General features: G+C 30.4%; 21 protein-coding genes and 1 tRNA gene. 9 read left to right on the top strand and 13 right to left on the bottom strand.

Features of this window, described 5'->3' with window-relative positions; translation table 11 throughout:
* Positions 1-49 precede the first annotated feature (49 nt).
* The 4 genes from AC4FRF_RS03465 to AC4FRF_RS03450 all read right to left on the bottom strand — a co-directional run bounded on the left by AC4FRF_RS03465 (position 50) and on the right by AC4FRF_RS03450 (position 6,883).
* Positions 50-898, bottom strand: coding sequence for a class I SAM-dependent methyltransferase (locus tag AC4FRF_RS03465; RefSeq protein WP_491158061.1), 849 nt, complete (start codon positions 896-898; stop codon positions 50-52).
* Positions 899-1,146: 248 nt separating this feature from the next.
* Positions 1,147-3,018, bottom strand: coding sequence for a tRNA uridine-5-carboxymethylaminomethyl(34) synthesis enzyme MnmG (mnmG, locus tag AC4FRF_RS03460; protein ID WP_491158060.1), 1,872 nt, complete (start codon positions 3,016-3,018; stop codon positions 1,147-1,149).
* Between the two features lie 164 nt (positions 3,019-3,182).
* Entirely contained in the window at positions 3,183-3,602 is a 420-nt protein-coding gene (ybeY, locus tag AC4FRF_RS03455) for an rRNA maturation RNase YbeY (RefSeq protein WP_408080353.1), read from the bottom strand.
* A complete protein-coding gene (locus AC4FRF_RS03450; RefSeq protein ID WP_491158059.1) occupies positions 3,599-6,883 on the bottom strand; it encodes a hypothetical protein in 3,285 nt (1,094 codons plus the stop codon). Before AC4FRF_RS03450 ends, ybeY begins: the two co-directional genes overlap by 4 nt.
* A gap of 145 nt (positions 6,884-7,028) precedes the next feature.
* Here AC4FRF_RS03450 and gltX point away from each other — a divergent pair, with 145 nt between their 5' ends.
* Positions 7,029-8,534: a glutamate--tRNA ligase gene (gltX, locus tag AC4FRF_RS03445; protein WP_491158058.1), complete on the top strand. Its 1,506-nt coding sequence runs from the start codon at positions 7,029-7,031 to the stop codon at positions 8,532-8,534.
* A 35-nt stretch (positions 8,535-8,569) separates the two neighbouring features.
* On the opposite strand, the gene AC4FRF_RS03440 is transcribed toward gltX, so the two are convergent.
* A complete protein-coding gene (locus AC4FRF_RS03440) occupies positions 8,570-9,211 on the bottom strand; it encodes an outer membrane beta-barrel protein (protein ID WP_491158057.1) in 642 nt (213 codons plus the stop codon).
* 77 nt (positions 9,212-9,288) lie between these two features.
* Between AC4FRF_RS03440 and AC4FRF_RS03435 the strand changes: the two genes are divergently transcribed.
* Complete coding sequence (locus AC4FRF_RS03435; RefSeq protein ID WP_491158056.1) at positions 9,289-10,269, top strand: SPFH domain-containing protein; 981 nt, start codon at positions 9,289-9,291, stop codon at positions 10,267-10,269.
* Between the two features lie 20 nt (positions 10,270-10,289).
* Here AC4FRF_RS03435 and AC4FRF_RS03430 read toward each other — a convergent pair whose 3' ends face one another.
* The 4 genes from AC4FRF_RS03430 to AC4FRF_RS03415 form a co-directional block, all read right to left on the bottom strand.
* Complete coding sequence (locus tag AC4FRF_RS03430; RefSeq protein ID WP_491158055.1) at positions 10,290-10,544, bottom strand: DUF6327 family protein; 255 nt, start codon at positions 10,542-10,544, stop codon at positions 10,290-10,292.
* A gap of 2 nt (positions 10,545-10,546) precedes the next feature.
* Positions 10,547-10,897, bottom strand: a complete 351-nt coding sequence (locus AC4FRF_RS03425) for a competence protein (RefSeq protein ID WP_491158054.1) — start codon at positions 10,895-10,897, stop codon at positions 10,547-10,549.
* A gap of 29 nt (positions 10,898-10,926) precedes the next feature.
* The gene (locus AC4FRF_RS03420) at positions 10,927-11,223 is read right to left on the bottom strand and encodes a YtxH domain-containing protein (protein WP_491158053.1); all 297 of its coding nucleotides are present in this window, start codon (positions 11,221-11,223) and stop codon (positions 10,927-10,929) included.
* A gap of 308 nt (positions 11,224-11,531) precedes the next feature.
* Positions 11,532-13,655: a glutamine--tRNA ligase/YqeY domain fusion protein gene (locus tag AC4FRF_RS03415; RefSeq protein WP_491158052.1), complete on the bottom strand. Its 2,124-nt coding sequence runs from the start codon at positions 13,653-13,655 to the stop codon at positions 11,532-11,534.
* 143 nt (positions 13,656-13,798) lie between these two features.
* Between AC4FRF_RS03415 and folB the strand changes: the two genes are divergently transcribed.
* Together folB and AC4FRF_RS03405 are read left to right on the top strand one after the other, a co-directional pair.
* A complete protein-coding gene (gene folB / locus AC4FRF_RS03410) occupies positions 13,799-14,158 on the top strand; it encodes a dihydroneopterin aldolase (RefSeq protein WP_491158051.1) in 360 nt (119 codons plus the stop codon).
* 71 nt (positions 14,159-14,229) lie between these two features.
* A tRNA-Cys gene (locus AC4FRF_RS03405) sits at positions 14,230-14,300 on the top strand.
* 265 nt (positions 14,301-14,565) lie between these two features.
* Here AC4FRF_RS03405 and AC4FRF_RS03400 read toward each other — a convergent pair.
* Genes AC4FRF_RS03400 through rnr form a run of 3 tightly spaced genes read right to left on the bottom strand, consistent with a single transcriptional unit; the run spans position 14,566 to position 18,167 of the window.
* Positions 14,566-15,249: a LysE family translocator gene (locus tag AC4FRF_RS03400; protein WP_491158050.1), complete on the bottom strand. Its 684-nt coding sequence runs from the start codon at positions 15,247-15,249 to the stop codon at positions 14,566-14,568.
* 39 nt (positions 15,250-15,288) lie between these two features.
* A complete protein-coding gene (locus AC4FRF_RS03395) occupies positions 15,289-15,969 on the bottom strand; it encodes a head GIN domain-containing protein (protein WP_491158049.1) in 681 nt (226 codons plus the stop codon).
* Positions 15,970-15,974: 5 nt separating this feature from the next.
* Positions 15,975-18,167 carry a ribonuclease R gene (rnr, locus tag AC4FRF_RS03390; RefSeq protein ID WP_491158048.1) on the bottom strand — a complete coding sequence of 731 codons (2,193 nt, stop codon included), beginning with the start codon at positions 18,165-18,167 and terminating at the stop codon, positions 15,975-15,977.
* Between the two features lie 117 nt (positions 18,168-18,284).
* Between rnr and AC4FRF_RS03385 the strand changes: the two genes are divergently transcribed.
* From AC4FRF_RS03385 to AC4FRF_RS03375, 3 genes are all read left to right on the top strand, one after another.
* Positions 18,285-18,524, top strand: coding sequence for a putative signal transducing protein (locus AC4FRF_RS03385; RefSeq protein WP_491158047.1), 240 nt, complete (start codon positions 18,285-18,287; stop codon positions 18,522-18,524).
* A gap of 665 nt (positions 18,525-19,189) precedes the next feature.
* A complete protein-coding gene (gene rpiB, locus AC4FRF_RS03380; RefSeq protein ID WP_491158046.1) occupies positions 19,190-19,621 on the top strand; it encodes a ribose 5-phosphate isomerase B in 432 nt (143 codons plus the stop codon).
* Between the two features lie 194 nt (positions 19,622-19,815).
* Entirely contained in the window at positions 19,816-20,955 is a 1,140-nt protein-coding gene (locus AC4FRF_RS03375) for an ATP-binding protein (protein WP_491158045.1), read from the top strand.
* On the opposite strand, the gene AC4FRF_RS03370 is transcribed toward AC4FRF_RS03375, so the two are convergent.
* Positions 20,938-21,219 (bottom strand): DUF1294 domain-containing protein, encoded by a 282-nt coding sequence (locus AC4FRF_RS03370; protein ID WP_491158044.1) that lies wholly within the window; start codon positions 21,217-21,219, stop codon positions 20,938-20,940. The two genes, AC4FRF_RS03375 and AC4FRF_RS03370, sit on opposite strands and share 18 nt — an antisense overlap.
* A gap of 74 nt (positions 21,220-21,293) precedes the next feature.
* Here AC4FRF_RS03370 and AC4FRF_RS03365 point away from each other — a divergent pair, with 74 nt between their 5' ends.
* Together AC4FRF_RS03365 and AC4FRF_RS03360 are read left to right on the top strand one after the other, a co-directional pair.
* A complete protein-coding gene (locus AC4FRF_RS03365) occupies positions 21,294-22,343 on the top strand; it encodes a DNA-binding protein (protein WP_491158043.1) in 1,050 nt (349 codons plus the stop codon).
* A 2-nt stretch (positions 22,344-22,345) separates the two neighbouring features.
* Positions 22,346-22,810, top strand: coding sequence for a type II toxin-antitoxin system death-on-curing family toxin (locus AC4FRF_RS03360; RefSeq protein ID WP_491158042.1), 465 nt, complete (start codon positions 22,346-22,348; stop codon positions 22,808-22,810).
* Positions 22,811-22,833: the final 23 nt, after the last annotated feature.

Below are 22,833 nucleotides of genomic sequence, written 5' to 3'. Positions count from 1 at the left end.
ATTTATATTTAAAGGTAAAAAAACCTCTAAAACAGCTTTAAAATGGGTTTTAGTTGTTTTTTAAGACGTATATCAATGAAGAATACTCTAAATTTTGTTTTGCTTTCCAATTAGACTGTAATCCTATGAAAAATGCTTTTACAAAATTCATTTTTCCATTTTTATACTTTTCGGAAAGTAGACTCACATAAAAAGAATCAAATTTCATGGGAAGTACTTTTTTCAAAATCATATTCTCTTTTTCAAAAAGCATCTGGATTGCTTTTTTTGAAAAATGCCAAAAATGGATAGGCACATCAAAAGCTGCCCAAAATTCTTTGTAATGGTTTGCATCAAAAGATTTAAAATTAGGAACCGCAACAATCAAAGTTCCATCCGGTTTTAGCAAACGTTTTAATTCTTTGATTTGAAAATCTAAATCTGGAACATGTTCTAAAACATGCCACATCGTAATGACATCAAACGAATTATTTTCTAATACAGTTGTATTTTCAACAAATGAAATTCCTTTGTTAATTGCAATTCCTTTTGCTCTATCGCTCGGTTCAATTCCGACAGTTTGCCAACCGTCATTTTTAGCAACCGTTAAAAAGTCACCTGTTCCTGCACCTATATCTAAAATTCGACCTTTTGCAGTTTGTTGCGAATTGATTAAATTCAATTTGTTTTTTAAAGCAATTCTTTTTACAAAATGATATGCTTTTTCAAATAGAGAACGTTTATTATCGGTATGCGAAATGTAATCCTCACTCTCGTAATATTTACCTAAATTTTCAAGACTGGGTTGTGGATGTGTAATTAGCATATCCAAATCTTTATCATAATACAATTCGAAAATTTCCTTTGAAACAGAATGATCTTTTACAGTAAGGAAATGTGTTTTATTTGAAATATCCATTTTTTAGCGGTTAGTGGTCTTTTTAGTATTCAGTTAAATCGAGGACGAAATTATACATTAAAATTTATTCTAATTTTTAAAAGGAGTAATAAATCAAAATATCTATTACTCCTTTTGTTTTTTTTAAATCGAAACTTTTCAGTGATATCAAGGCTTACGGCCGTAGTTTCACGTGGAACATAACTTTAGTAATCAGAAATCAGTGTTCAACTTAAAGTAAAAAAAACTTACTGAACTGATTCCTTTTTTTATCTACCCATATAAATCAACAAGACTGAAATATCGCTAGGAGAAACCCCGCTAATTCTGGAAGCCTGAGAAATCGTAACCGGACGAATCTTATTTAATTTTTGTTTGGCTTCAATAGACATTGATTTGATTTTATTATAATCAAAATCAGCTGGAATTTTCACATCTTCTAAACGGGTCAATTTATCAGCATTGTTTCTTTCCTTTTCAATATAACCTGAATATTTGACTTGAATTTCTGCCTGTTCTAAAATTTCTTCGTCTAAATCATTCTCAGCAACGTAAGCCTGAACTTTTTCAAACTTAATCATGTCTTCTAAATCAATTTGCGGCCGAGAAAATATTTTAAACATCTTATCCCCTTGTGAAATTGGAGCAGTTCCTTTTTCTTCCAAAATAGGATTTGTTTCAGCAACTGAAACGGAAGTCTCTCTAAAGAAGGCAACCATCTTTTCCGATTCATTTAGCTTACGCTCCATTCTGCGTAAACGCGCTTCAGAAGCCAAACCTATTTCATACGACATTGGTGTTAATCTAAAATCGGCATTATCCTGACGTAATAATGTTCTGTATTCCGCTCGAGAAGTAAACATTCTGTATGGCTCTTCAGTTCCTTTTGTAATCAAATCATCAATTAAAACACCAATATAAGCTTCATCTCTTTTTAAAATCAACGGCGCTTTTTCATGCACTTTTAAATGCGCATTAATTCCCGCCATCAATCCTTGAGAAGCTGCTTCTTCATAACCTGTAGTTCCGTTAATTTGTCCAGCAAAATACAATCCTTCTACTAATTTAGTTTCTAAAGTATGCTTTAACTGTGTTGGAGGAAAATAATCATATTCGATAGCATAACCAGGTCTGAAGAATTTTACTTTTTCAAAACCAGCAACAGAACTCAATGCTTTAAATTGAATATCCTCTGGAAGTGAAGTTGAAAATCCGTTCACATACACCTCACAAGTATTCCAACCTTCCGGTTCTACAAATAATTGGTGGCGTTCTTTATCAGCAAAACGATTAATTTTATCTTCAATAGAAGGACAATATCTTGGTCCTAAACTTTTAATTCGTCCGTTGAACATTGGCGAACGATCAAAACCTTCACGCAAAATATCATGTACGTCAAGTGAAGTATAAGTCATATAACAAGAACGCTGATGCGCTAATGGCGCAGTCAAATCAGAATAGGAAAACTTAGAAGGTTTCGCATCTCCTTTTTCTTCATTCATTTTTGAATAATCCAAAGAACGACCATCCACTCGGGGAGGAGTCCCCGTTTTCATTCTTCCTGCTTCAAAACCTGCTTTGATCAAATCTTCGGTAATTCCATGAGCAGCACTCTCTCCTGCTCTACCTCCACCAAATTGCTTTTCGCCAATATGAATCAATCCATTCAGGAAAGTTCCATTGGTCAACACCACCGATTTGGATCTAATTTCAACTCCCAAAGAAGTCGTGATTCCTTTTATTTTTCCATTTTCAATAATCAAACCTTTAACCATCTCCTGATAAAAATCAAGATTTGGAGTTCCTTCTAACATCATTCTCCATTCTTCGGCAAAACGCATACGGTCACTTTGAACACGCGGAGACCACATTGCAGGTCCTTTTGATTTGTTCAACATCTTAAATTGAATTGCTGTTCTATCAGAAACAATTCCTGAATAACCACCAAGCGCATCAATCTCACGAACAATTTGACCTTTTGCAATTCCACCCATAGCAGGATTACAAGACATTTGGGCAATGTTTTGCAAACTCATTGTAACCAATAAAGTTTTCGAACCCAAATTTGCGGCAGCGGCAGCAGCTTCTGAACCTGCGTGACCAGCACCAACAACAATTACATCATACTCTTCTAGAAACATTTTTTTTATTATTTGCCCTGAAATCAGGGATGCAATTTTAATCTCAAAAACATTTTTGAAATCAAAACCCGAGTTTAAATTCCGTCTCGAAAACGAGACATTTCAATATTCAATTTTAAAATGTTCCACGTGAAACATTTTATATCGAAAGACAAAAAAGAGCTTTATTGTTCCACGTGGAACATAGCAATTTTTTCATCTTCCTTTGAACGCATCAACCGTTCACTTTCTTCATCTTTATCTTTATAACCACAGTAGTGTAAAACACCATGAACCAATACACGTTTTAATTCTTCTTCAAAAGAAACATTAAAATCAGAAGCGTTGTCCTGAACACGTTCTACAGAAATAAATATATCTCCGTTTAATTCATTACCAACCGTATAATCGAAACTAATAATATCTGTCAGCGTATCATGGTTTAAGTATTCAAGATTGATTTTATGCAGATAATCATCATCACAAAAAATATAATTAATTTCTCCTTCTTTCTTTTTTTCAGATACAATTACAGCAGATAACCATGAAGCAATAGCTTCTTCATTATCCAGATTAAAGTCGTTCTCGTAGTTAAAATTTATCATTTTGTTTTAAAATATTCTTGAACCTTACGGTTGAAATTGGAGCGCAAAGGTAATGATTGTCTATTTAAAATTTCTATACTATTCAAATATTCTAACAAGCTGTTAGGTAGTGCCCTTGATTGATTATTAAACTCTTTATTATTTGTTTGAGATTGTCTTTTGTTTTCTTCTCCTTGTTGTTGAATAGCATTGTTTAATTTCAATAATTCTTGTTTAATATTCATTACTTTCTGAAGCGTTTCATTTTTAAAACCTTTATTTAATAATTGTTTTTCAAGTTGCTTCATTTGGTCCAAAGCATTTTGCCCAGCATTACCCAAACCTTGCTTTTTCAATTCACTTTCCAGAGCATCTCTCAACTCCTTTTGCTGTTTGTAAATCTCCATTATAGCTTTAGCATCTCCTTCCCCGTCTTCACCTTCTCCAGCATCCTTCCCGTTTTTATCATTCCCTTTGCCTTCTTTACCTTCACCAGGTTTCATCCCTTGCTTCATCTTGTCACCCAAAGATTCTTGTTTAGCAATAATATCTGGTAATTGCATCCCTTCACCCTGACCCGGTTTTGGTTTTCCTTGTCCCATAGAGGACAAAGACATTTGCATATTATTCAAAACTTCGCTTAAAAAATCCCCTAATTTATTAGCAGAAGCGACTGCATATTGCTGATGAGAAACTCCTTTTGAAACTTGAGAATCGGATAAGGTTTCTAAAGCTTTATCTACATTATACTGTACATTACCCACTTCTCGAGTAATGTCTTCCGTAAATTTAGGATTACGCAAAGACATAGCAAACAAACTATCATCAACATGCTTGAATTGTAAACGTAAATCCTGTTGTAATTTTATATTCTTATTGAAAGCTGGTGAAACAGTATTCAATGATTTAAAACGCAACATTACGGCTTCTTCAGAAAGAGAAAACGCTAATAGATTATCTAAAATTTGGCGTAACATTTTTACATCTTCTTCCATTTGATCCATCTCAGCTCCTTCCATACCTTGATCCATTTTCTTAGACATGGACTTCATTTTCTTAGCAGCATTTTTTTGATTCGGTTTAGCTTTAGAAGAATTGTTATTCTTTAATTCTTCGGATGCTTTATTCAAATCAGTATCAATAGATTTTTCTGTATTATCATCTTGAGGCAAATCCAAAGGAGCTTTTAACGCTTTATTATCCTTTTTTAAATCATTTAAATCCTCCTGAATTTTATCAAATTCTATATTAATTTCCTGTTGTTTGGAAAGTGAATTTTCCTTTTCATTTTCCGCAAGCTTATCCTGTTTATCTGAAAGTTTATCTAATTTATCAGCAATTTGTTCTGCCTTTTTCTGAACATAATACTTCTTAGTAAGCTCAACTAGTTGTTGCAAATTCTTAACTTGATTTTTACTTTTTTGTTTGAACTGATCCAACTTATCAAGTAAATCTTCGTTCTTCATCTTCTCATTTAAAGCTTTTAACTCGTCTAACAGTTTCTTGTTTTTTTCTATTTCTTCGTTATTAGATTCTAAACGCTTTTCTAATTCTTTTTTAAACTCATCCTCTTTTTTAGTTTTAGATTCCTCTAAATTATTTTTCATTTTATCCATAAAATTACGCATCAATTCATCTTGCTTTTTTTGCTGTTGGATAAAATCATTTATCTTTTGTTGATCATTAAATTCAAAATTTTCTTTTTCTTTTCCGGATTTTTGAATCTTATCTAATTGAGAAAATTGCTTATCCTGGCTCTTTAAAGATTTTTGTAAACCTTGAATATTATCTGATTGTTGCTGTAAAACCAAATCTTGTTTTTCCTGTGCAGTACTTATTCGATTAGAAAACACTGCTGACTTAGCGCTTTTAAAATGATGCAACACATCATTGTCAAAAACTTCAAAATAATAATCATAATTGACTCCTTCCTGAACAGGAAGATTAGCAGGAAAAGCAAATACAAACTGATCAAAAACTCCTGACTTGATTGCAATTGTTCCACGTTTGGCAGTGGTCGGTTTATTCGATTCATAATACACCACCTGTAATTGGCATAAGCCATAATCATCTGAAATTTTTCCTAAAAGATAATTGGTTGCCAACTTTAAACTGTCTGGTGCCTGGTTAACAGTGATAGTAGGAAACTGATCTTTGATAACCGTTAACTGATAATTGAGTTTTTCATAGTCAACTACAGCATTATTAGAGCTAATGATTTGATAATCTGTATTTTCACTGATATTTTTGGATAAAATGAAGTTATTTTCCGATTTATTGAATTCAGAAACTGAATTAGCGTTCGAAAACACTACTTTTTGAGTAGATTGAGTATTAATTTTCCAGGTAACTTTAGTTCCTTCGGGAATAATAGCATTTCCGGTTCCTTTGATAATTTCAGCTTTTCTATTGAGATGAGCAGGAAAGTTTAACTGCATTTCAAAATTTAAAATAGAAGGAACGGCAATAACTTTCAATTGATATTCCTGAGAAAAAACAGCATTCCCTTCAACATGGAAAGAAATGTCCTGAGTAGGTTTTTCTATTTTGAATTCAAATTCGCCAGCTTTAGTACTTTCCATAAAATAACTTTCGTCATTTATGAAAATCATTGCATTTTCAGGAACGATTTTTCCAACCGTTTTAAGCTTAACAATAAAATCTTTGTTTTGTTCCGTTTGTAAATTAGAATTCAAAAGCACAAATTCAAAAGGAGCTGGTGGTAAAAAAGTAGCATTAAAATGAACTATTCTATTCAAGCTTTGAGTAATGATTCCTTTATTTCCAGAAAAATAAAAAGAAGCAAACAATAAAACAGGAACAATAGCTAAGGGTAAATATTTTTTATTGGAGTTGAAATTTACTGCTTTACTAAATGCGATTGGTTGCAAAGCATTTGCTTTTTGTTCAATAGAAGCCAAAAGCAATTCAGATTTATTCTGATGAATATCAGAATCTGACAATTGAATAAAATTGAGCAACTTGTCTTTAACATCTGAAAAATGATTTCCTATAATAGCTGAAGCTTCATTATAATCTATTCCCTTTTTGAATTTGAACAATTTAAAAAGGGGAAATACAATATAACGAAACAATAAAACCACTTCTACTCCAACAAAAGTCCAAAACAAAATAGTTCTTGCAGTAGGTTTCAACCAAAGAAAATATTCTACAAAAAGTGTAAATAGAAAATACAGTAAACCCAAACCGATAAAGAAAACTACGCCTCGAATCAATTCATTCAGATAGTACTTTCTAATAAAAGCCTCTAATTTTTGATATATGAAATTGGAACTGTTCAAATTTATTTTGCTTTTTAATAACCCATAAAAGTAATAATTATAATGACATATTTTTAATTTCAAAAAATCAATAAGAACTACATATTCAAATCTAAACTGGACAATCTAAAATCTGAATTGTATCTTTGTATAAAATATATATCAAATGTCAAACCCAATTCGTGTGCGTTTTGCACCTAGTCCAACGGGACCTTTACATATTGGCGGAGTTCGTACTGCCTTATTTAATTATCTGTTTGCCAAAAAAAACGGTGGAACCTTCTTTCTAAGAATTGAAGATACTGACCAAAACCGTTTTGTACCAGGAGCGGAAGAATACATCATGGAAGCATTAGAATGGTTAGGAATTGCTCCGGATGAAACCATTGGAAAAAATGAAAAATTTGGCCCTTACCGTCAAAGCGAAAGAAAAGATTTATACAAGCAATATGCTGACCAATTGATTAATTCCGGTTGGGCTTATTATGCTTTTGATACTCCAGAAGCTTTGGATGCTTATAGAAAATCTGAAGAAGAACAAGGAAAAACTTTTATTTACAATCATACCAACAGAGAAAAATTAGATACTTCTTTAGTTATTTCTGCAGATGAAACAGCTCAAAGAATTGCTAACGGAGAACATTATGTGATTCGTTTTAAAACTCCGGTAGATGAAATTTTACATTTAAAAGACATCATTCGTGGACATGTAAAATTTGAAAGTAATCTTTTAGACGATAAAGTTTTGTTTAAAAGTGACGGAATGCCAACCTATCATTTGGCTAACATTGTAGATGATCATTTAATGGAAACTACCCATGTAATACGTGGTGAGGAATGGTTGCCTTCTATGCCATTGCACGTTTTACTGTATCACGCTTTTGGATGGCCTGCACCAGAATTTGCACATTTACCTTTGATTTTAAAACCTGTTGGAAACGGAAAACTATCCAAACGTGATGGAGATAAATTAGGCTTTCCAGTATTTCCTTTAGAATGGAAAACAGCTGAAGGAATTTCATCGGGGTACAGAGAAAACGGATTCTTCCCGGAAGCTGTTGTTAACTTCTTAACTTTATTAGGTTGGAATGACGGAACGGATAAAGAATTATTTTCATTAGAAGAATTAGTGGAAGCATTTGATTTGAATCGAGTTCATAAAGCGGGAGCTAAATTTGATCCAGAAAAAAACAAATGGTTCAATCACCAATATTTAATTCAGGCAGAAGATTTAAAATTAGCAGAAGATTTTGCTGTTATCTTAAAAGAAAAAGGCTTCGATACTTCACTTGAAGTAGTTACAAAAATTGTATCCTTAATCAAAGAAAGAGCAAACTTTGTATCTGAATTTTGGGAATTAAGTGATTTCTTTTTTGTAGCTCCAACTTCTTATGATGAAAAAGCAAAGAAAAACTGGAAAGCAGAAACACCAGCCTTAATGCAGGAATTAGTTTCTGTTCTAGAAGAAATCACCGATTTTACTTCTGTAACTATTGAAACAATTGTAAAAGACTGGTTAACTAAAAACGAAATTGGAATGGGTAAAGTAATGCAGCCTTTCCGTTTGAGTTTGGTTGGAGCCTTAAAAGGCCCTCACCTATTTGATATTGTGGAAGTCATTGGAAAAGAAGAAACCATTTCAAGAATTCAAAAAGCAATTGAAAACATATAAAACTAAAAAGTCCCGATTAATTGTCGGGACTTTTTTTATAAATAAAGAATAATATTTCCGTTTAAAATTCCGGGATTTCCTTTGAACTTATATCCCAGATTTTTAGAATTCAAATTACCCAGCATATTTGAAATTCCATATTGATAAGAAACATTCAATCTAATATGTTTAGCTCCTGCTGTAATTCCAACGGTGGGATAAAAATTAAATTTAGAGATATCAACAATGTCTTTAGCTTGTAATGTAGTTCCAGAAATTATATTGTTTTCTTTGCCTGACTCCACTTTAAATTTTCCATTCACTTGTACCAATGGGCCAAATTCAATGGACAAATGATTATCAATTAATGCATAACTCAGTTGTAAAGAAATTTGAGCCGAAGGCAATGTATAATTGACATTTTCAGTTCCAAAAACCAATTGGTCAGTAACAACTGAAAAATTGTTTTCAGAAAACTGAATAGCATATACCATATCCCAGTTGTCATAAAAATTGCCTCTCATAGATAAACCAGCATTCCATCCCGTTTCGGGTTTGGTATCAAAATTATTGGTATTTAAGGTAAACTGATTGATTCCTGCTGTAATCCCAATTCTATTAGAATCTCGATAACCATATTGAGCAAAACTACCCAAGGAAATCAATAGAAAACAAAAAGATAACGTAAGCTTTTTCATAATAAGGGTTTTAAACAGACACAAACCTAAAGTTTTTTTGTAATTTAACAGAGTATTTTTAACTAATTTATAAACTTATGAACATTCCATTTATTTTCTTGTTATTTGTTGCGTTATTTATTTTCCTTTCCTCCTTCTTTACAGTCAAGCAACAAACGGCTGTAATTATTGAACGTTTTGGAAGATTTTTGAGTATTAGACATTCCGGACTGCAATTAAAAATTCCAATAATTGACAAAATTGCCGGACGTGTTAACCTAAAAATCCAACAATTAGATGTTATTATTGAAACTAAAACCAAAGACAATGTATTTGTTAAACTAAAAGTTTCCGTTCAATTTATGGTAGTTAAAGAAACTGTTTATGATGCCTTTTACAAATTAGAATACCCACATGATCAAATTACATCTTACGTATTTGACGTAGTTCGTGCCGAAGTTCCAAAATTAAAATTAGATGATGTATTTGAAAGAAAAGATGATATTGCCATTGCTGTAAAAAGAGAATTAAATGAAGCGATGACAACTTATGGATATACTATTATCAACACTCTGGTAACTGATATAGATCCGGATATTCAGGTAAAAAATGCAATGAACAGAATTAATGCTGCCGATAGAGAAAAAACAGTAGCTGAATTTGAAGCAGAAGCATCCAGAATTAGAATTGTAGCTAAAGCAAAAGCTGAGGCAGAAAGCAAAAGATTACAAGGACAGGGTATTGCTGATCAAAGACGTGAAATTGCCCGTGGATTAGTAGAAAGTGTTGATGTATTGAATCGCGTGGGAATCAATTCGCAAGAAGCTTCAGCATTAATTGTTGTTACACAGCATTATGATACTTTACAAGCTATTGGAGCTGATACGAATTCTAATCTAATACTACTACCAAATTCTCCACATGCTGGAAGCGAAATGTTGAATAATATGGTAGCTTCTTTTTCAGCTTCTAATCAGGTAGGTGAAATGATGAAGAAAAACAGAAAAGTTTTGCCTAAAAAAGAAGAACCAAAATTAGAAGAACCTGAAAATCCATCAGATGAAACAGATGAAGTATAAATAACAAATAAAAAAGAGGCTTAATTGCCTCTTTTTTTATTCGTAAACCATTTTATAATAATTGGTATCAATAATCTAAAAATTGTCCCGTAGGAACTAAAAAAAGTGCTTTTTACAGTATCTGCTACATTTGATGCAACATTTAGAAAAGTAAAACTTTCTTTTGTTTTCTGAACACTTAAAACTAATTTTTGATAGCTAATTTCCTTTTCAACTTTCAGAATTTCTAATTCGCTATCAATTTGTGCATAAGAAGAATATTTTTTTGTTTGCATAATTAATCATTAAAAAAGATTTCTGAAAATTTCTCTAAAATAGGTCCTTCTACAATTTTATCTTTTACCAAAAATAATAACCCAGTACAAAGCAAATAAATTAAACCTACAGTTAAAAATCCTAAAGTATAACTTCCTAAATAACTCGAAATAGCAAAAGCTAATCCGATGGAACAAAACAATAAAACCATACAAAAACATAACAAAATCAAGGTGAACTTAAAAATCATTGTAGTGGATTTCATAGCCATCTTGAACGCTACCAATTTATAATAAGATAAATTCTTATCGATATAATCTTTAGCTTGTTCCTGAATATTTTCTGAATGCTCTTTTAAATCATCAAAAGCCATATTGTTTTATTTCAATTATTAAAAAAGAATTATTTTTGAAGTTTAGCATTTTGCTCTTTTAGTTCAGCCAATTTTATTTCTAAAAATGAAATAACATCTTCTGTTTTATAACTCATATTAGAAAGTAATTCTTCATAAGTTTCTTCTAAATCTACTTTAGCATTAGCTAATTTAGCTTTCATATCTTTCTCAAGATCTTTGTATCCGTCTTTGATTTTTTTTCTAGTTTTATCACCCTTATCTGGAGCAAATAAAATTCCAACTACTGCTCCTATTGCTGCTCCACTAATAAGAGCTATTAATGTATTTCCAGTACTACTTGACATAATTTGTTCTTTTTAAGTTTCTTATAAAGATACTAATAAATTTAGAGAATAGCTTCTTAAGGAATTGTTATAAATATTTTCTTTTAATAACTCTTAATTGTTAAATACACTTAAATTATTAAAAAAATAAAATAAAGCCTTATAATCAATAAAAAAACAAAAGACGATCTATGAGTCAAACATTTTAAAAAAAGGCTTTAAATTTAAAATATGAAAGCTGTTTTTAATCTATAAAAATTATAGTTTTAAAAAATTAAATAGAATTTTATAATAATAAAAAAAAGCGCTTAATTAGCGCTTTTCAATAGTTATAATTTATTTAAAAATTGTTCTATAAATTCTTTTTCTCTTTCGGAAGAATTTTTTGGAGGATTCGATTCTAACTTTAAAATTTCATCTCTGAAAGAATTTTTAAATTCTGAATCATATTCTAAATGATATAAATTTAAAATTGTTCTCGAACGAACAAAAGTCGATTCACTTCTAAGAGACATTGTAAATAATTTTTGCAAATCTTCTCTATCGTAATCAGATGCTTTTAAAGGAGCATATTTCAAAATCAAATTAGCAAACAACAACGAACTTTTATTATTGTTGATATTTTTCTTAAATGAATTTTGCAATAAACTATAATTGGAAATTCCGGCCAGGGTCTCTCCTATTGCATTTCGTATTGCATTACGCTCTTCTCTAGATCCAACTTTAAAATATTTGTTGATGTCTTTTAAAGCATTATTAATACTATTAGTTTCTTTTTTACCTTTTTCTTCCCAGGCATCTTTTAGTCCTACAGTCTTGTTAAACACTAATTTAGAAGCCGTTGAATCTTTATCCACATTGAAATAACCTAAACGTTGGAATTGGAATTTATCTCCTAAAACTGCTGTTTCTAAACTTGGTTCTACGAATCCTTTTACAATAGATAATGAATTTGGATTTATAAAATCCAGGAAACTTTTCTCTTTATGACTGTCTGGTGCTTCGTCAATAAACAATCTATCATACAAACGAACTTCGGCTTCAACGGCGTGTTGAATTGAAACCCAATGCAAGGTTCCAGCTACTTTACGTTTAGAAGCTTCACTTCCACTTCCACTTCTACTGTCTTCATCATACGTAACATGAATTTCAGTAATCCTTCCATCTGCATCTTTTACAACACTTTCTCCTTTAATGATATAAGCATTTTTAAGACGTACTTCATTACCAATACTTAAGCGGAAAAACTTAGCCGGAGCAACTTCTAAAAAGTCTTCTCTTTCTATATAAAATTCTTTAGAAAAAGGTACTTTTCTAAAACCGGCACTTTCATCTTCCTGATTATTTTCGGCATCCAACCACTCCTCTTTTCCATCAGGATAATTAGTAATCACCACTTTTACAGGGTCTAAAACAGCCATTACACGAGGCGCAGTTTTATTCAAATCATCACGCAAACAGAATTCTAATAAAGAATAATCAATAATATTCTCCCGTTTAGCAACACCAATAATATCACAAAATTTACGAATAGAAGCTGCTGTGTATCCTCTTCTTCTTAATCCGGAAATAGTGGGCATTCTAGGATCATCCCATCCAGAAACAAAGTTTTCCTGTACTAATTGTAACAACTTTCTTTTACTCATTACCGTATAATTCAGGTTCAAACGAGCAAATTCATATTGATGTGGTCTAACCTTAGATTCATCATAAATTTGATCTAAAAACCAATCGTATAATTCACGGTGCATTACAAATTCTAAAGTACAAATAGAGTGTGAAATTTGCTCTAAATAATCACTTTCTCCATGTGTATAATCATACATTGGATAAATGCACCAATCGTTTCCGGTTCTATGATGTTCTTTATGCAAAACACGATACATAATAGGATCACGCATTAACATATTAGAAGAAGCCATATCAATTTTAGCTCGCAAAACATGACTTCCTTCAGGAAAATCACCGTTTTTCATAGCTTCAAACAGCGCTAGATTTTCTTCTACTGAACGATTACGAAAAGGACTATCAACACCAGCTTGTGAAGGTGTTCCTTTTTGTTCTGCCATTGCTTCAGAAGATTGACTATCTACATAAGCTTTGCCTTTATTAATTAAAATAATAGCCCAATCATACAACTGTTGAAAATAATCAGAAGCATATAATTCCTTATCCCATTGAAATCCTAACCATTGCAAATCTTCTTTAATAGCATCTACATACTCCTGCTCTTCTTTAGCCGGATTGGTATCATCAAAACGTAAATTTACGGGAGCATTGTATTTTAATCCTAAACCAAAATTCAAACAAATGGATTTAGCATGACCAATATGTAAATAACCGTTAGGTTCAGGTGGAAAACGAAATCTTAAATTATTTTGAGGAAAACCATTAGTTAAATTTTCTTCGATAATTTGTTCTATAAAATGCAGTGATTTTTCTTCAGTTGACATGTCTAAGTTTTAAAAACACAAAGTTATCAAAATTGTTGATTAAATAAGGATTTGAAGAATTGCATATTTACATTAAAGTATAAAATTTCAAATATTTTGTACTTTTGCAGCCAATTCAAATAACTTATAAGAACAACAATAATATGGAAACTATAAAATTAAAAAATATCCGCACCTTCTCTTATCACGGATGTCTTGTTGAAGAAGGAAAAATAGGTTCTGATTATGCTGTTAACTTAGAAATTAAGGCCGATTTACAACAATCTACACAATCAGATGAATTAGTAGATACAGTAGATTACGTGCATTTAAATCGTATTGTTGTTGAAGAAATGGCTATTCGATCTAAATTATTAGAACATGTAGCTAAAAGAATTAATACAAGAGTATTGGCTGAAATTCCTATGGTAATGAAAACCATTGTTGAAGTCTCAAAAATCAATCCTCCTATTGGTGGTGATGTTGAATCAGTTACCATAATTTTAGAAGCATCCAGAAATTAAAAATTAAAAGTTTTGGAGTAAAAGTTTTAAACTTTAAAGTTTTTAATTACTTTTGCAGTCCATAAAACAATGGCGTCGTGGCCGAGCGGCTAGGCTGGGCTCTGCAAAAGCTCCTACTCCGGTTCGAATCCGGACGATGCCTCAAAAAGAGATACAGAAATGTGTCTCTTTTTTTTATGATTAATTTTTAGAAAAAATTAAATAAAGATAGATTCGAATCCGGACGATGCCTCAAAAACCTTCAAAGTAATTTGGAGTTTTTTTTATTCTAATTTTCCACAATCTTGTCATTGCGAGGAACGAAGCAATCCACTTAGTCACTCTCGTTATGTGATTGCTTCGTTCCTCGCAATGACACAACTGAACATAAAAAAAACCGCTCATTATAAGCGGTTTAATAATCCATTTTATTTTTGTTCTTCTATATGTTGAAAAGCTTTAGTTACCATTTCTTTTTCTTTAGGGAACCATCCTTGTGTTATTAACACAAATCCAAAAATCATCAAAACAATACTGATTCCTTTTTTTATTCTAAGAATATTTCCTGGAGTCATTTTAGATTGTAATTGTTTAGCTAACAGAATTTTAATACAATCTACTAACAAATAACTGATAATTACGGTACTGAAAAAAGTCATCATTCTGGAAGTTTGCATGTCTAATTTTGGACCAACAGAAATAATAACTGCCAACCAAAATCCTAAAACTCCAATATTGATAACATTTAAAAAAAGTCCTTTTAAAAACAAACCTAAATAGTCTTTTTTAATGATTTCGTTATCAATTTTTTTAGTATCAATTTTCTTTTCTTTATGCAAACCTACATACGAAATAACGCCATAAGCTAACATTACAATTCCGCCAAAAATAAAAAGTGCCGGTTTATCTTTTAAACTTTGAATCAACCTGAAGCTTCCCAAATAAGCAATGGCAATAAAAATAATATCGCCTGAAACTACACCTAAATCAAATACAAGAGCAGCTCTAAATCCTTTTATAATACTAGTTTCCAGCAAAATAAAAAAAACAGGACCAATCATAAAACTCAGGAAAATTCCCCATGGAATCCCTGATAAAATATCGTTAATCATCAATTTTAGAATTTTTTACCGAATAAAAATACATTTTTTTTATTCTTTTTCTTCTATTTTTCCTCCTAAAATTGTTTGTTGATTAATTTGTTTTGGTTTTCCGTAAATAGAAATTGTACCTCCGGCTTTCACTTTTGCATCTACTAAAGTACTAGCATTTACTTCGGCGTTTCCTCCTGCAGAGACAGTTACAGTAGTTTGAGAAGTATGTAAATTTTTAGATTTTAACACACCACCAGACATAATTACCACATCCTGATTAGCTGCTGCTCCACTTAATTCAATAATACCTCCAGTAACTGCTTTTACATTTACTTTTTGTGCATCAACTTTCAAATTAATAGAAGCCCCTTCTTTAGCATTCAAATTAAAAATAGTTTGCTTAAAAACAGCCTCACTGGATACCGAAGATCCTTCGCTTGCCATTACATCATCAACATTTTTAAAGTACAATTTGATAGAAATGTCATCTCCTGATAATAATTTAGGAAAAGGCATTCTTAATTTTAACTCTCCATTATTGTTAACAACCTCTACTTCTTTTTCTCTATTTCCAGTAATAACTACTTTATTTTCATTAGAATCTATCAGTTTTACACTTAGTTTATCATACACTTTTACACTGCTAAAATCACCTAAAACTTTGGTTACTTGTCCAAAAGTAGTTTGCGAAATAATTGCAATTACTACTAAAAATACATTTTTTATTTTCATATTCATTTTCATTAATTTTCTGTTTCTTCTGATCTTCTTAAATAATTAAAATCCAATTGTTTTTTGACTAAATCGGCATTTTTTACCTTAACGTAGATTTCATCTCCTAATTGTAGTAAACGGTTAGAAGTTGCACCCACTAAGGCATATTGTTTTTCATCAAAAGTATAATAATCTTCTTTGATATCTCTAATTCGAACCATTCCTTCGCATTTGTTAGCTACAATTTCTACATAAATTCCCCATTCTGTTACACCCGAAATAACTCCTAAAAATTCTTCGTCTTGATGATCTTGCATGTATTTTACCTGCATGTATTTGATAGAATCTCTTTCGGCATTAGTAGCTAAACCTTCCATAGTGGAACAATGCAAACATTTGGTTTCATACAATTCTTCGTCAACCGATTTTCCACCATCCAAATAATATTGTAACAAACGGTGTACCATAACATCTGGATAACGACGAATAGGCGAAGTAAAATGCGAATAATAATCAAAAGCTAATCCGTAATGACCAATGTTATCAGTAGAATACTTAGCTTTACTCATACTTCTGATAGCCAGTGTATCAATAAGATTTTGTTCTTTTTTTCCAGCTACATCTTCCATTAATTGATTCAAAGATTTGGAAATATCGCCAGGATTACGGAAATCAATTTTATAACCAAATTTTGCAATTACATTCTGCATCGCAATTAATTTATCTTCATTTGGTTCGTCGTGAATTCTATAAACAAAAGTTTTCTTTTGTTTTCCAATGTATTCCGCCACTTTTTTATTGGCTAAAAGCATGAATTCTTCAATCAGATGATTGGCATCTTTAGAAATTTTAAAATAAACACCTTCCGGTTCTCCATCAGCATCCAAATTAAATTTTACTTCTACTTTATCAAACGAAATCGCTCCATCATTCATTCTTTTTCTGCGGAAAATTTTAGCTAATTCATCTAATTTTAGCGTTGCTGAGACAATTTCTTCCGAAACTTGATACGAACTACCAGTAAGTGAAATTTCTTCTGGAATAGTATCGTCTTTGGTTTCTATGATGTATTGTGCTTCTTCGTAAGCAAATCGTTGGTCCGAATAAATTACGGTTCTACCAAACCATTGATTGACAACCTGACATTTTTCGGTAATTTCAAACACTGCTGAAAAAGTATATTTTTCTTCCTGCGGACGCAATGAACAAGCAAAATTAGACAACACTTCAGGTAACATAGGCACTACTCTATCTACCAAATAAACAGACGTTGCCCGTTGATAGGCTTCATCATCAAGTATGGTTCCTTCTTCTAAATAATGCGAAACATCTGCAATGTGAATTCCAATTTCGTAGTTTCCATTTTCAAGTTTTTTAAACGAAAGTGCATCATCAAAATCCTTGGCATCTTTTGGATCAATTGTAAAAGTTAACGTATCTCGCATATCACGACGCTTGGCTATTTCAGCTTCAGTTATAGAAGTATCAATCTTTTGAGCATAAGTTTCTACCTCAATAGGAAATTCAGAAGGCAAACCGTATTCCGCCAAAATAGCATGAATTTCGGTATCATGTTCTCCTGGTTTTCCTAAAACTTTAATCACTTTTCCAAAAGGACTATCGGCTCTTTTAGGCCAATCTTCGATGTGAACCAATACCACATCACCATTTTCAGCATCTCCTAAATTGTCTTTTGGTATAAAAATATCGGTGTACATTTTTGGATTTGCAGTCGATACAAAAGCAAAGTTTTTTTGAATATCAATTACTCCAACAAAGTCCGTTTTATGTCTTTCTAAAACTTTAATTACTTCTCCTTCAGCTCTTCTACCCTTTCTTCTGTTATACACATAAACGCTTACTTTATCTTTGTCTAAAGCACGATTTAAATTATTGGTTGGAATAAAAATATCCTCTTCAAATTCATCACAAATAAAATAAGCTGTTTTACGACTCGTCATATCAATTGTACCTTCATAATAATCCTGGCTTACTGCCTTGATTAAATATTTTCCAGGTTCGGATTCAATGATTTTCTTTTCGGCAGCAAGAATTTTTAAATCTTTTATAATTTGATTTCTACTTTGTGTATCATCAACATCTAATTTTGCTGCTATCTGCTTATAATTAAAGGCTTTATTAGCACTATTAGATAATATTTTTATAATTTTATCTGAGAAACTTTTCTCTTTTTTAGCAGGCTTTCTTAATCTTTTTCCCATACGTCTTTTCTTAAAAGTCGAAAATTACAAAATAGTTAGGCAGTTATGAAGAAAAGGAAACAGTTTTAAATAAAATATAACGTATTTCAGTATTTACCTTTTAACAATTTGATCGCTATGGAAGCATTTATTACCATTGCTACTTTTGATTACATTCACGAAATCGAAATTCTAAAACATCGATTGGATCAGGAAGGTTTGCAGTATTACTTTGAAAACGAAATCATGTCTTCCATTGTTCCTATGTCTTCCACAGCTTTAGGAGGAATCAAACTTAAAATTCATCCAAACGATTTAGAGACCGTAAAAACAATTCTTCAAGAAATGAAATACGATAACAATTTAAAAATTGTTTAATTTTTCAAAGTTGTCAACATATATTAATATAATAAAAAAGAAATTTTAAAATTTTAAAAAATATTTATTGTTATTATAGTGTGTTAATAATGGCAATAAATTATTTTAAAAATGCTTTTAAATGAAGTTTTACCATCTTTTCAAGAGTTATTAACATAGTTTTAGAAGGCTAAATATTTAATTTTAAAGTATTTTTGAATTTTAGTTAACAACCGTTGATAACCTGAAATCATTTTAAAATGTAAATAAGTATTTTTTGAAATTGTATTAATAAATCTTCTTTTTATGTTTATAACTTTTCTAAAAATCGCTCAAACTTTATTTGGTTTTTAAAACTCAATTTTTGATTAGATTTTTTTTTATTACCACCAAAAAAAACTTCTAATTTTCTATCTCAACTTATTAACAACTCATGTTAAATTAAAGTTAACTGAAAATCAACGAATTATAAATCACTATTAACAATGCAAAATTTTAACAAATTAATTATATTATAGTAATTGATTTCCAATGTTTTATGAATTATTAAAACTGTTAATAACCTCCTATCCTATTAATAATGTGATGATTATATAGTAATTAAAGCAGTGCTATTTTACTTTTTCAAAATTTAATAAAAAGACAAATAGTTTTGGTAAATTTGCAAAAAATTAAATACATACAAAATGAAAATTTCAATTGGAAACGATCACGCAGGTCCGGAATATAAAATAGCTATAGTGAAATGGTTAGAAGCTAAAGGATATGAAGTAACTAATTATGGTACGGATACAGATGCTTCTGTTGATTATCCTGATTTTGGTCATCCAGTAGCAACTGATGTTGAAAAAGGAAAAGCTGATTTTGGAATCGTAATTTGTGGAAGTGGTAACGGAATTGCTATGACTGTTAATAAACATGCTGGTGTAAGAGCTGGTTTGTGTTGGACTAAAGAAATTGCTTATTTAACCCGTTTGCATAACGATGCTAATATTGTAAGTATCCCAGCGCGTTATACTTCTATTCAACAAGCTATTGAAATTGTTGAAACATTTTTAAATACTGCTTTTGAAGGTGGAAGACACCAAAATAGAGTTGATAAAATTGCTTGTCAATAAAATTTTCGCGGTGCTTCGCACCAAAAATTAATAAAAGCCCGGTATTTTACCGGGCTTTTTATTGTTTTCTATCGACTAATTTAATGTGAATTCGGTCAATGTACTGACTGAATTAATGTTAATTCAGTCAACGTACTGACTGAATTAACGTTTTTTGATTATATTTGTATCTAAAATAATTAAAATTCAAAGTCATGAATTTTTTAGAAAGAGGAATAGATAGAGTATTTTCCAAAAAAGTTTTACCTAATAAAGTGTTGATTTTATTGGGAGCAAGACGTGTGGGTAAAACGGCTTTCATCAAAAATTATCTTTCTACGATTCCTAAAGAAGATTATTTACAATTAAATGGGGAAGATATTCAAGATGCCGATTTATTGAAAGAACGATCAGTTGTTAATTATAAACGTCTTTTAGCGAATGTAAAATTGTTAGTTATTGACGAAGCCCAAAATATTCCTGAAATTGGATTGATTTTAAAATTGATTGTAGATACTATTGAGGATATAAAAATCATTGCTACAGGATCTTCGGTTTTTGATTTATCGAATAAGTTGGGCGAACCTTTAGTAGGCAGAAAAAATACTATTTATTTATTTCCGTTGGCTCAGATGGAATTTGCGAAGTATGAAAATTTTAAAGAAACGACTCAAAAATTAGAAGAACGATTGCTTTTTGGATCGTATCCGGAATTGGAACAATACCTGGATTGGAATGATAAAATCAATTATTTAAAGGAGATAGTCAATTCGTATTTATTGAAGGATATTTTGGTTTATGAAGGCATTAAACAATCTAATAAAATTCTGGATTTGTTAAAATTAATAGCTTTTCAAGTTGGGCAAGAAGTGTCGCTACAAGAATTAGCCAGACAACTGGGTATTTCTAAAAACACGGTCGAAAGTTATTTGGATTTACTTTCCAAAGTTTTTGTTATTTATAAAGTACCAGGTTTCAGTAGAAATTTACGCAAAGAAATTACTAAATCGAACAGATGGTATTTTTATGATAACGGTATCCGTAATGCGATTATAGCCAACTTTAGTCGTTTGGATTCCAGAACAGATGTAGGTACATTATGGGAAAATTATCTCGCTTCGGAACGAATTAAATATCAAAATTATACTCAAAAAACGGTTACAAATTATTTTTGGCGCACCTACGACCAACAAGAATTAGACTGGTTAGAAGAAGAAAACGGTATTTTACACGGTTATGAATTCAAATGGAATGAAAACCGAAAAGCCAAGATTCCTACGGCTTTCGCCAAAGCTTATACTGACGCAAGTTTTGAGGTGATTAACAAGCAGAATTATTTAGATTTTATAGTTTAAAATTCCAAAATAATAATTCAGATAAATCAATGTAATTTGGATAAAAACAATACTCCAAAACTTCCATAAATAGCTTTTTTTAGCTGTTTTATGTCTAAAAATTAGCATTCCTAATCCAGAACCAATCGTTCCACCAACGAAAGCAAAAGTTAAAAGTGTTTTTTCTGGAATTCTTCTTTTATGTTTTTTAGCTAAATTTTTGTCATAGCCAATAATTAAAAAAGCAAATAAATTAAGTTCTAAAAAAACGTAGAATAAAATCATTATTGGTGATTAATTAAAAGTTAAAGATAGTATTTTAGCAATTATATTATAATTATCAATTTACTTAAATAATAATGAAAGATTTAACCAACTCTCAGATTGACAGGAATAATGTATTAAATAACAATATTGCCATCAAAGAAATGTATAACCAATTAGGTTTTATGGGAATATATTTTGAGAATAAATATAGGTTTACTCTTAATCAGGTTGCTAAATTTTATGATGTTGATACTAGAACAATTGAGCGTATTTTACAAGATAATAATCAAGAGTTAATAAATTCAGGTTATGAAATTTTTAGAGGTATAAAACTTAAAACCTTTAAAGAATTTATTAATCAACTGACCGACATCGATGTCGGTCAGTTGATGCAAGATAATGATAATGAATTGGTTGGTAAAAGAGCAACAAGTTTATCTGTATTTACTTTTAAAGCATTATTAAATATTGGAATGTTATTACAAACATCTGAAAAGGCAAAAGAAATAAGAAATTTTGTTTTAAATGTAGTGATTGATGTTTTGAATAAAAAATTAGGAGGTTCTACTAAATTTATTAATCAGAGGGAAGAGGAATTTGTTCCAGCAGCAATGAGAGAAATAAATTATAGAAAAGAATTTACAAATGCAATTGATTTTTATATAGTTCCAAATAAATTTAAATATGGACAGTTGACGGATAAAATATATAAAAGTATTTTCAAGGAGAATGCTAAAGAATATAGAAAAGTACTTGATTTAAAAAAGAAGGAAAGTGTGAGAGCCACAATGTATTCAGAAGTTTTAGATTTAATATCCAGTTATGAAAATGGTTTTGCAGAATTTTTAAAAGATCAATTTCAGATAAATAAAAATCAATTTACATTATCTGAAGCCCATGAAGTATATGCTAATTTTGAAAAATTAACTAATAAAATATATGAGCCTTTAAGAGAAAAAGCAAGAAGTTTAATGGCAAGTAGAGATATGGCTTTTAGAGACGCTTTACATGAAAAATTAAAAGATTATGTAAATACGGTAAGTACTGAGGATTTTGATAAATTTTTGGGAGAAAGAAGTCAAGCACTTGAAGATAGATTAAAAGAAAATATAGATGTGTTTAAACGTTTAAAAGATCGTTAATTATGAACTATTTATATTTTGATACAAATCACGCTATTAAAGAACAAGATTTTATAATTGAAAATAGTGGTGGAAAAAAAGGAATTATTAATATAGGTTTGGTTGATAGTGTTTTACAACATATACAAAATGATTTGTATTATCCAGAATTTGAAAATAAAGTATGTCATTTATTTTATTCAATAAATAAAAATCATGCTTTTGAAGATGGAAATAAACGAACTTCAATAGTATTATCTGCATATTTTCTAGAAGTTAATGGTTTTGATTTTAAGGTAAGTTATTTTATAAAAGAAATGGAAAATATTGCAGTTCATGTAGCGGATAATAAAATTGATAAAGATTTGTTACAGGAAATAGTTACATCTATTTTGTATGAGAATAGTTACGAAGAAGAACTTCAATTAAAAATTATTAATGCAATTTCTTGTATTGAAGAAAATAATAACGAAGAAACAGAATTTTAAACATTAAAATTGTTACAAATTAT

This window comes from Flavobacterium sp. ST-158, from assembly GCF_058309975.1.
Note: the sequence above shows the minus strand (reverse complement) of the source record. Positions and strands in the feature narration are given on the sequence as shown.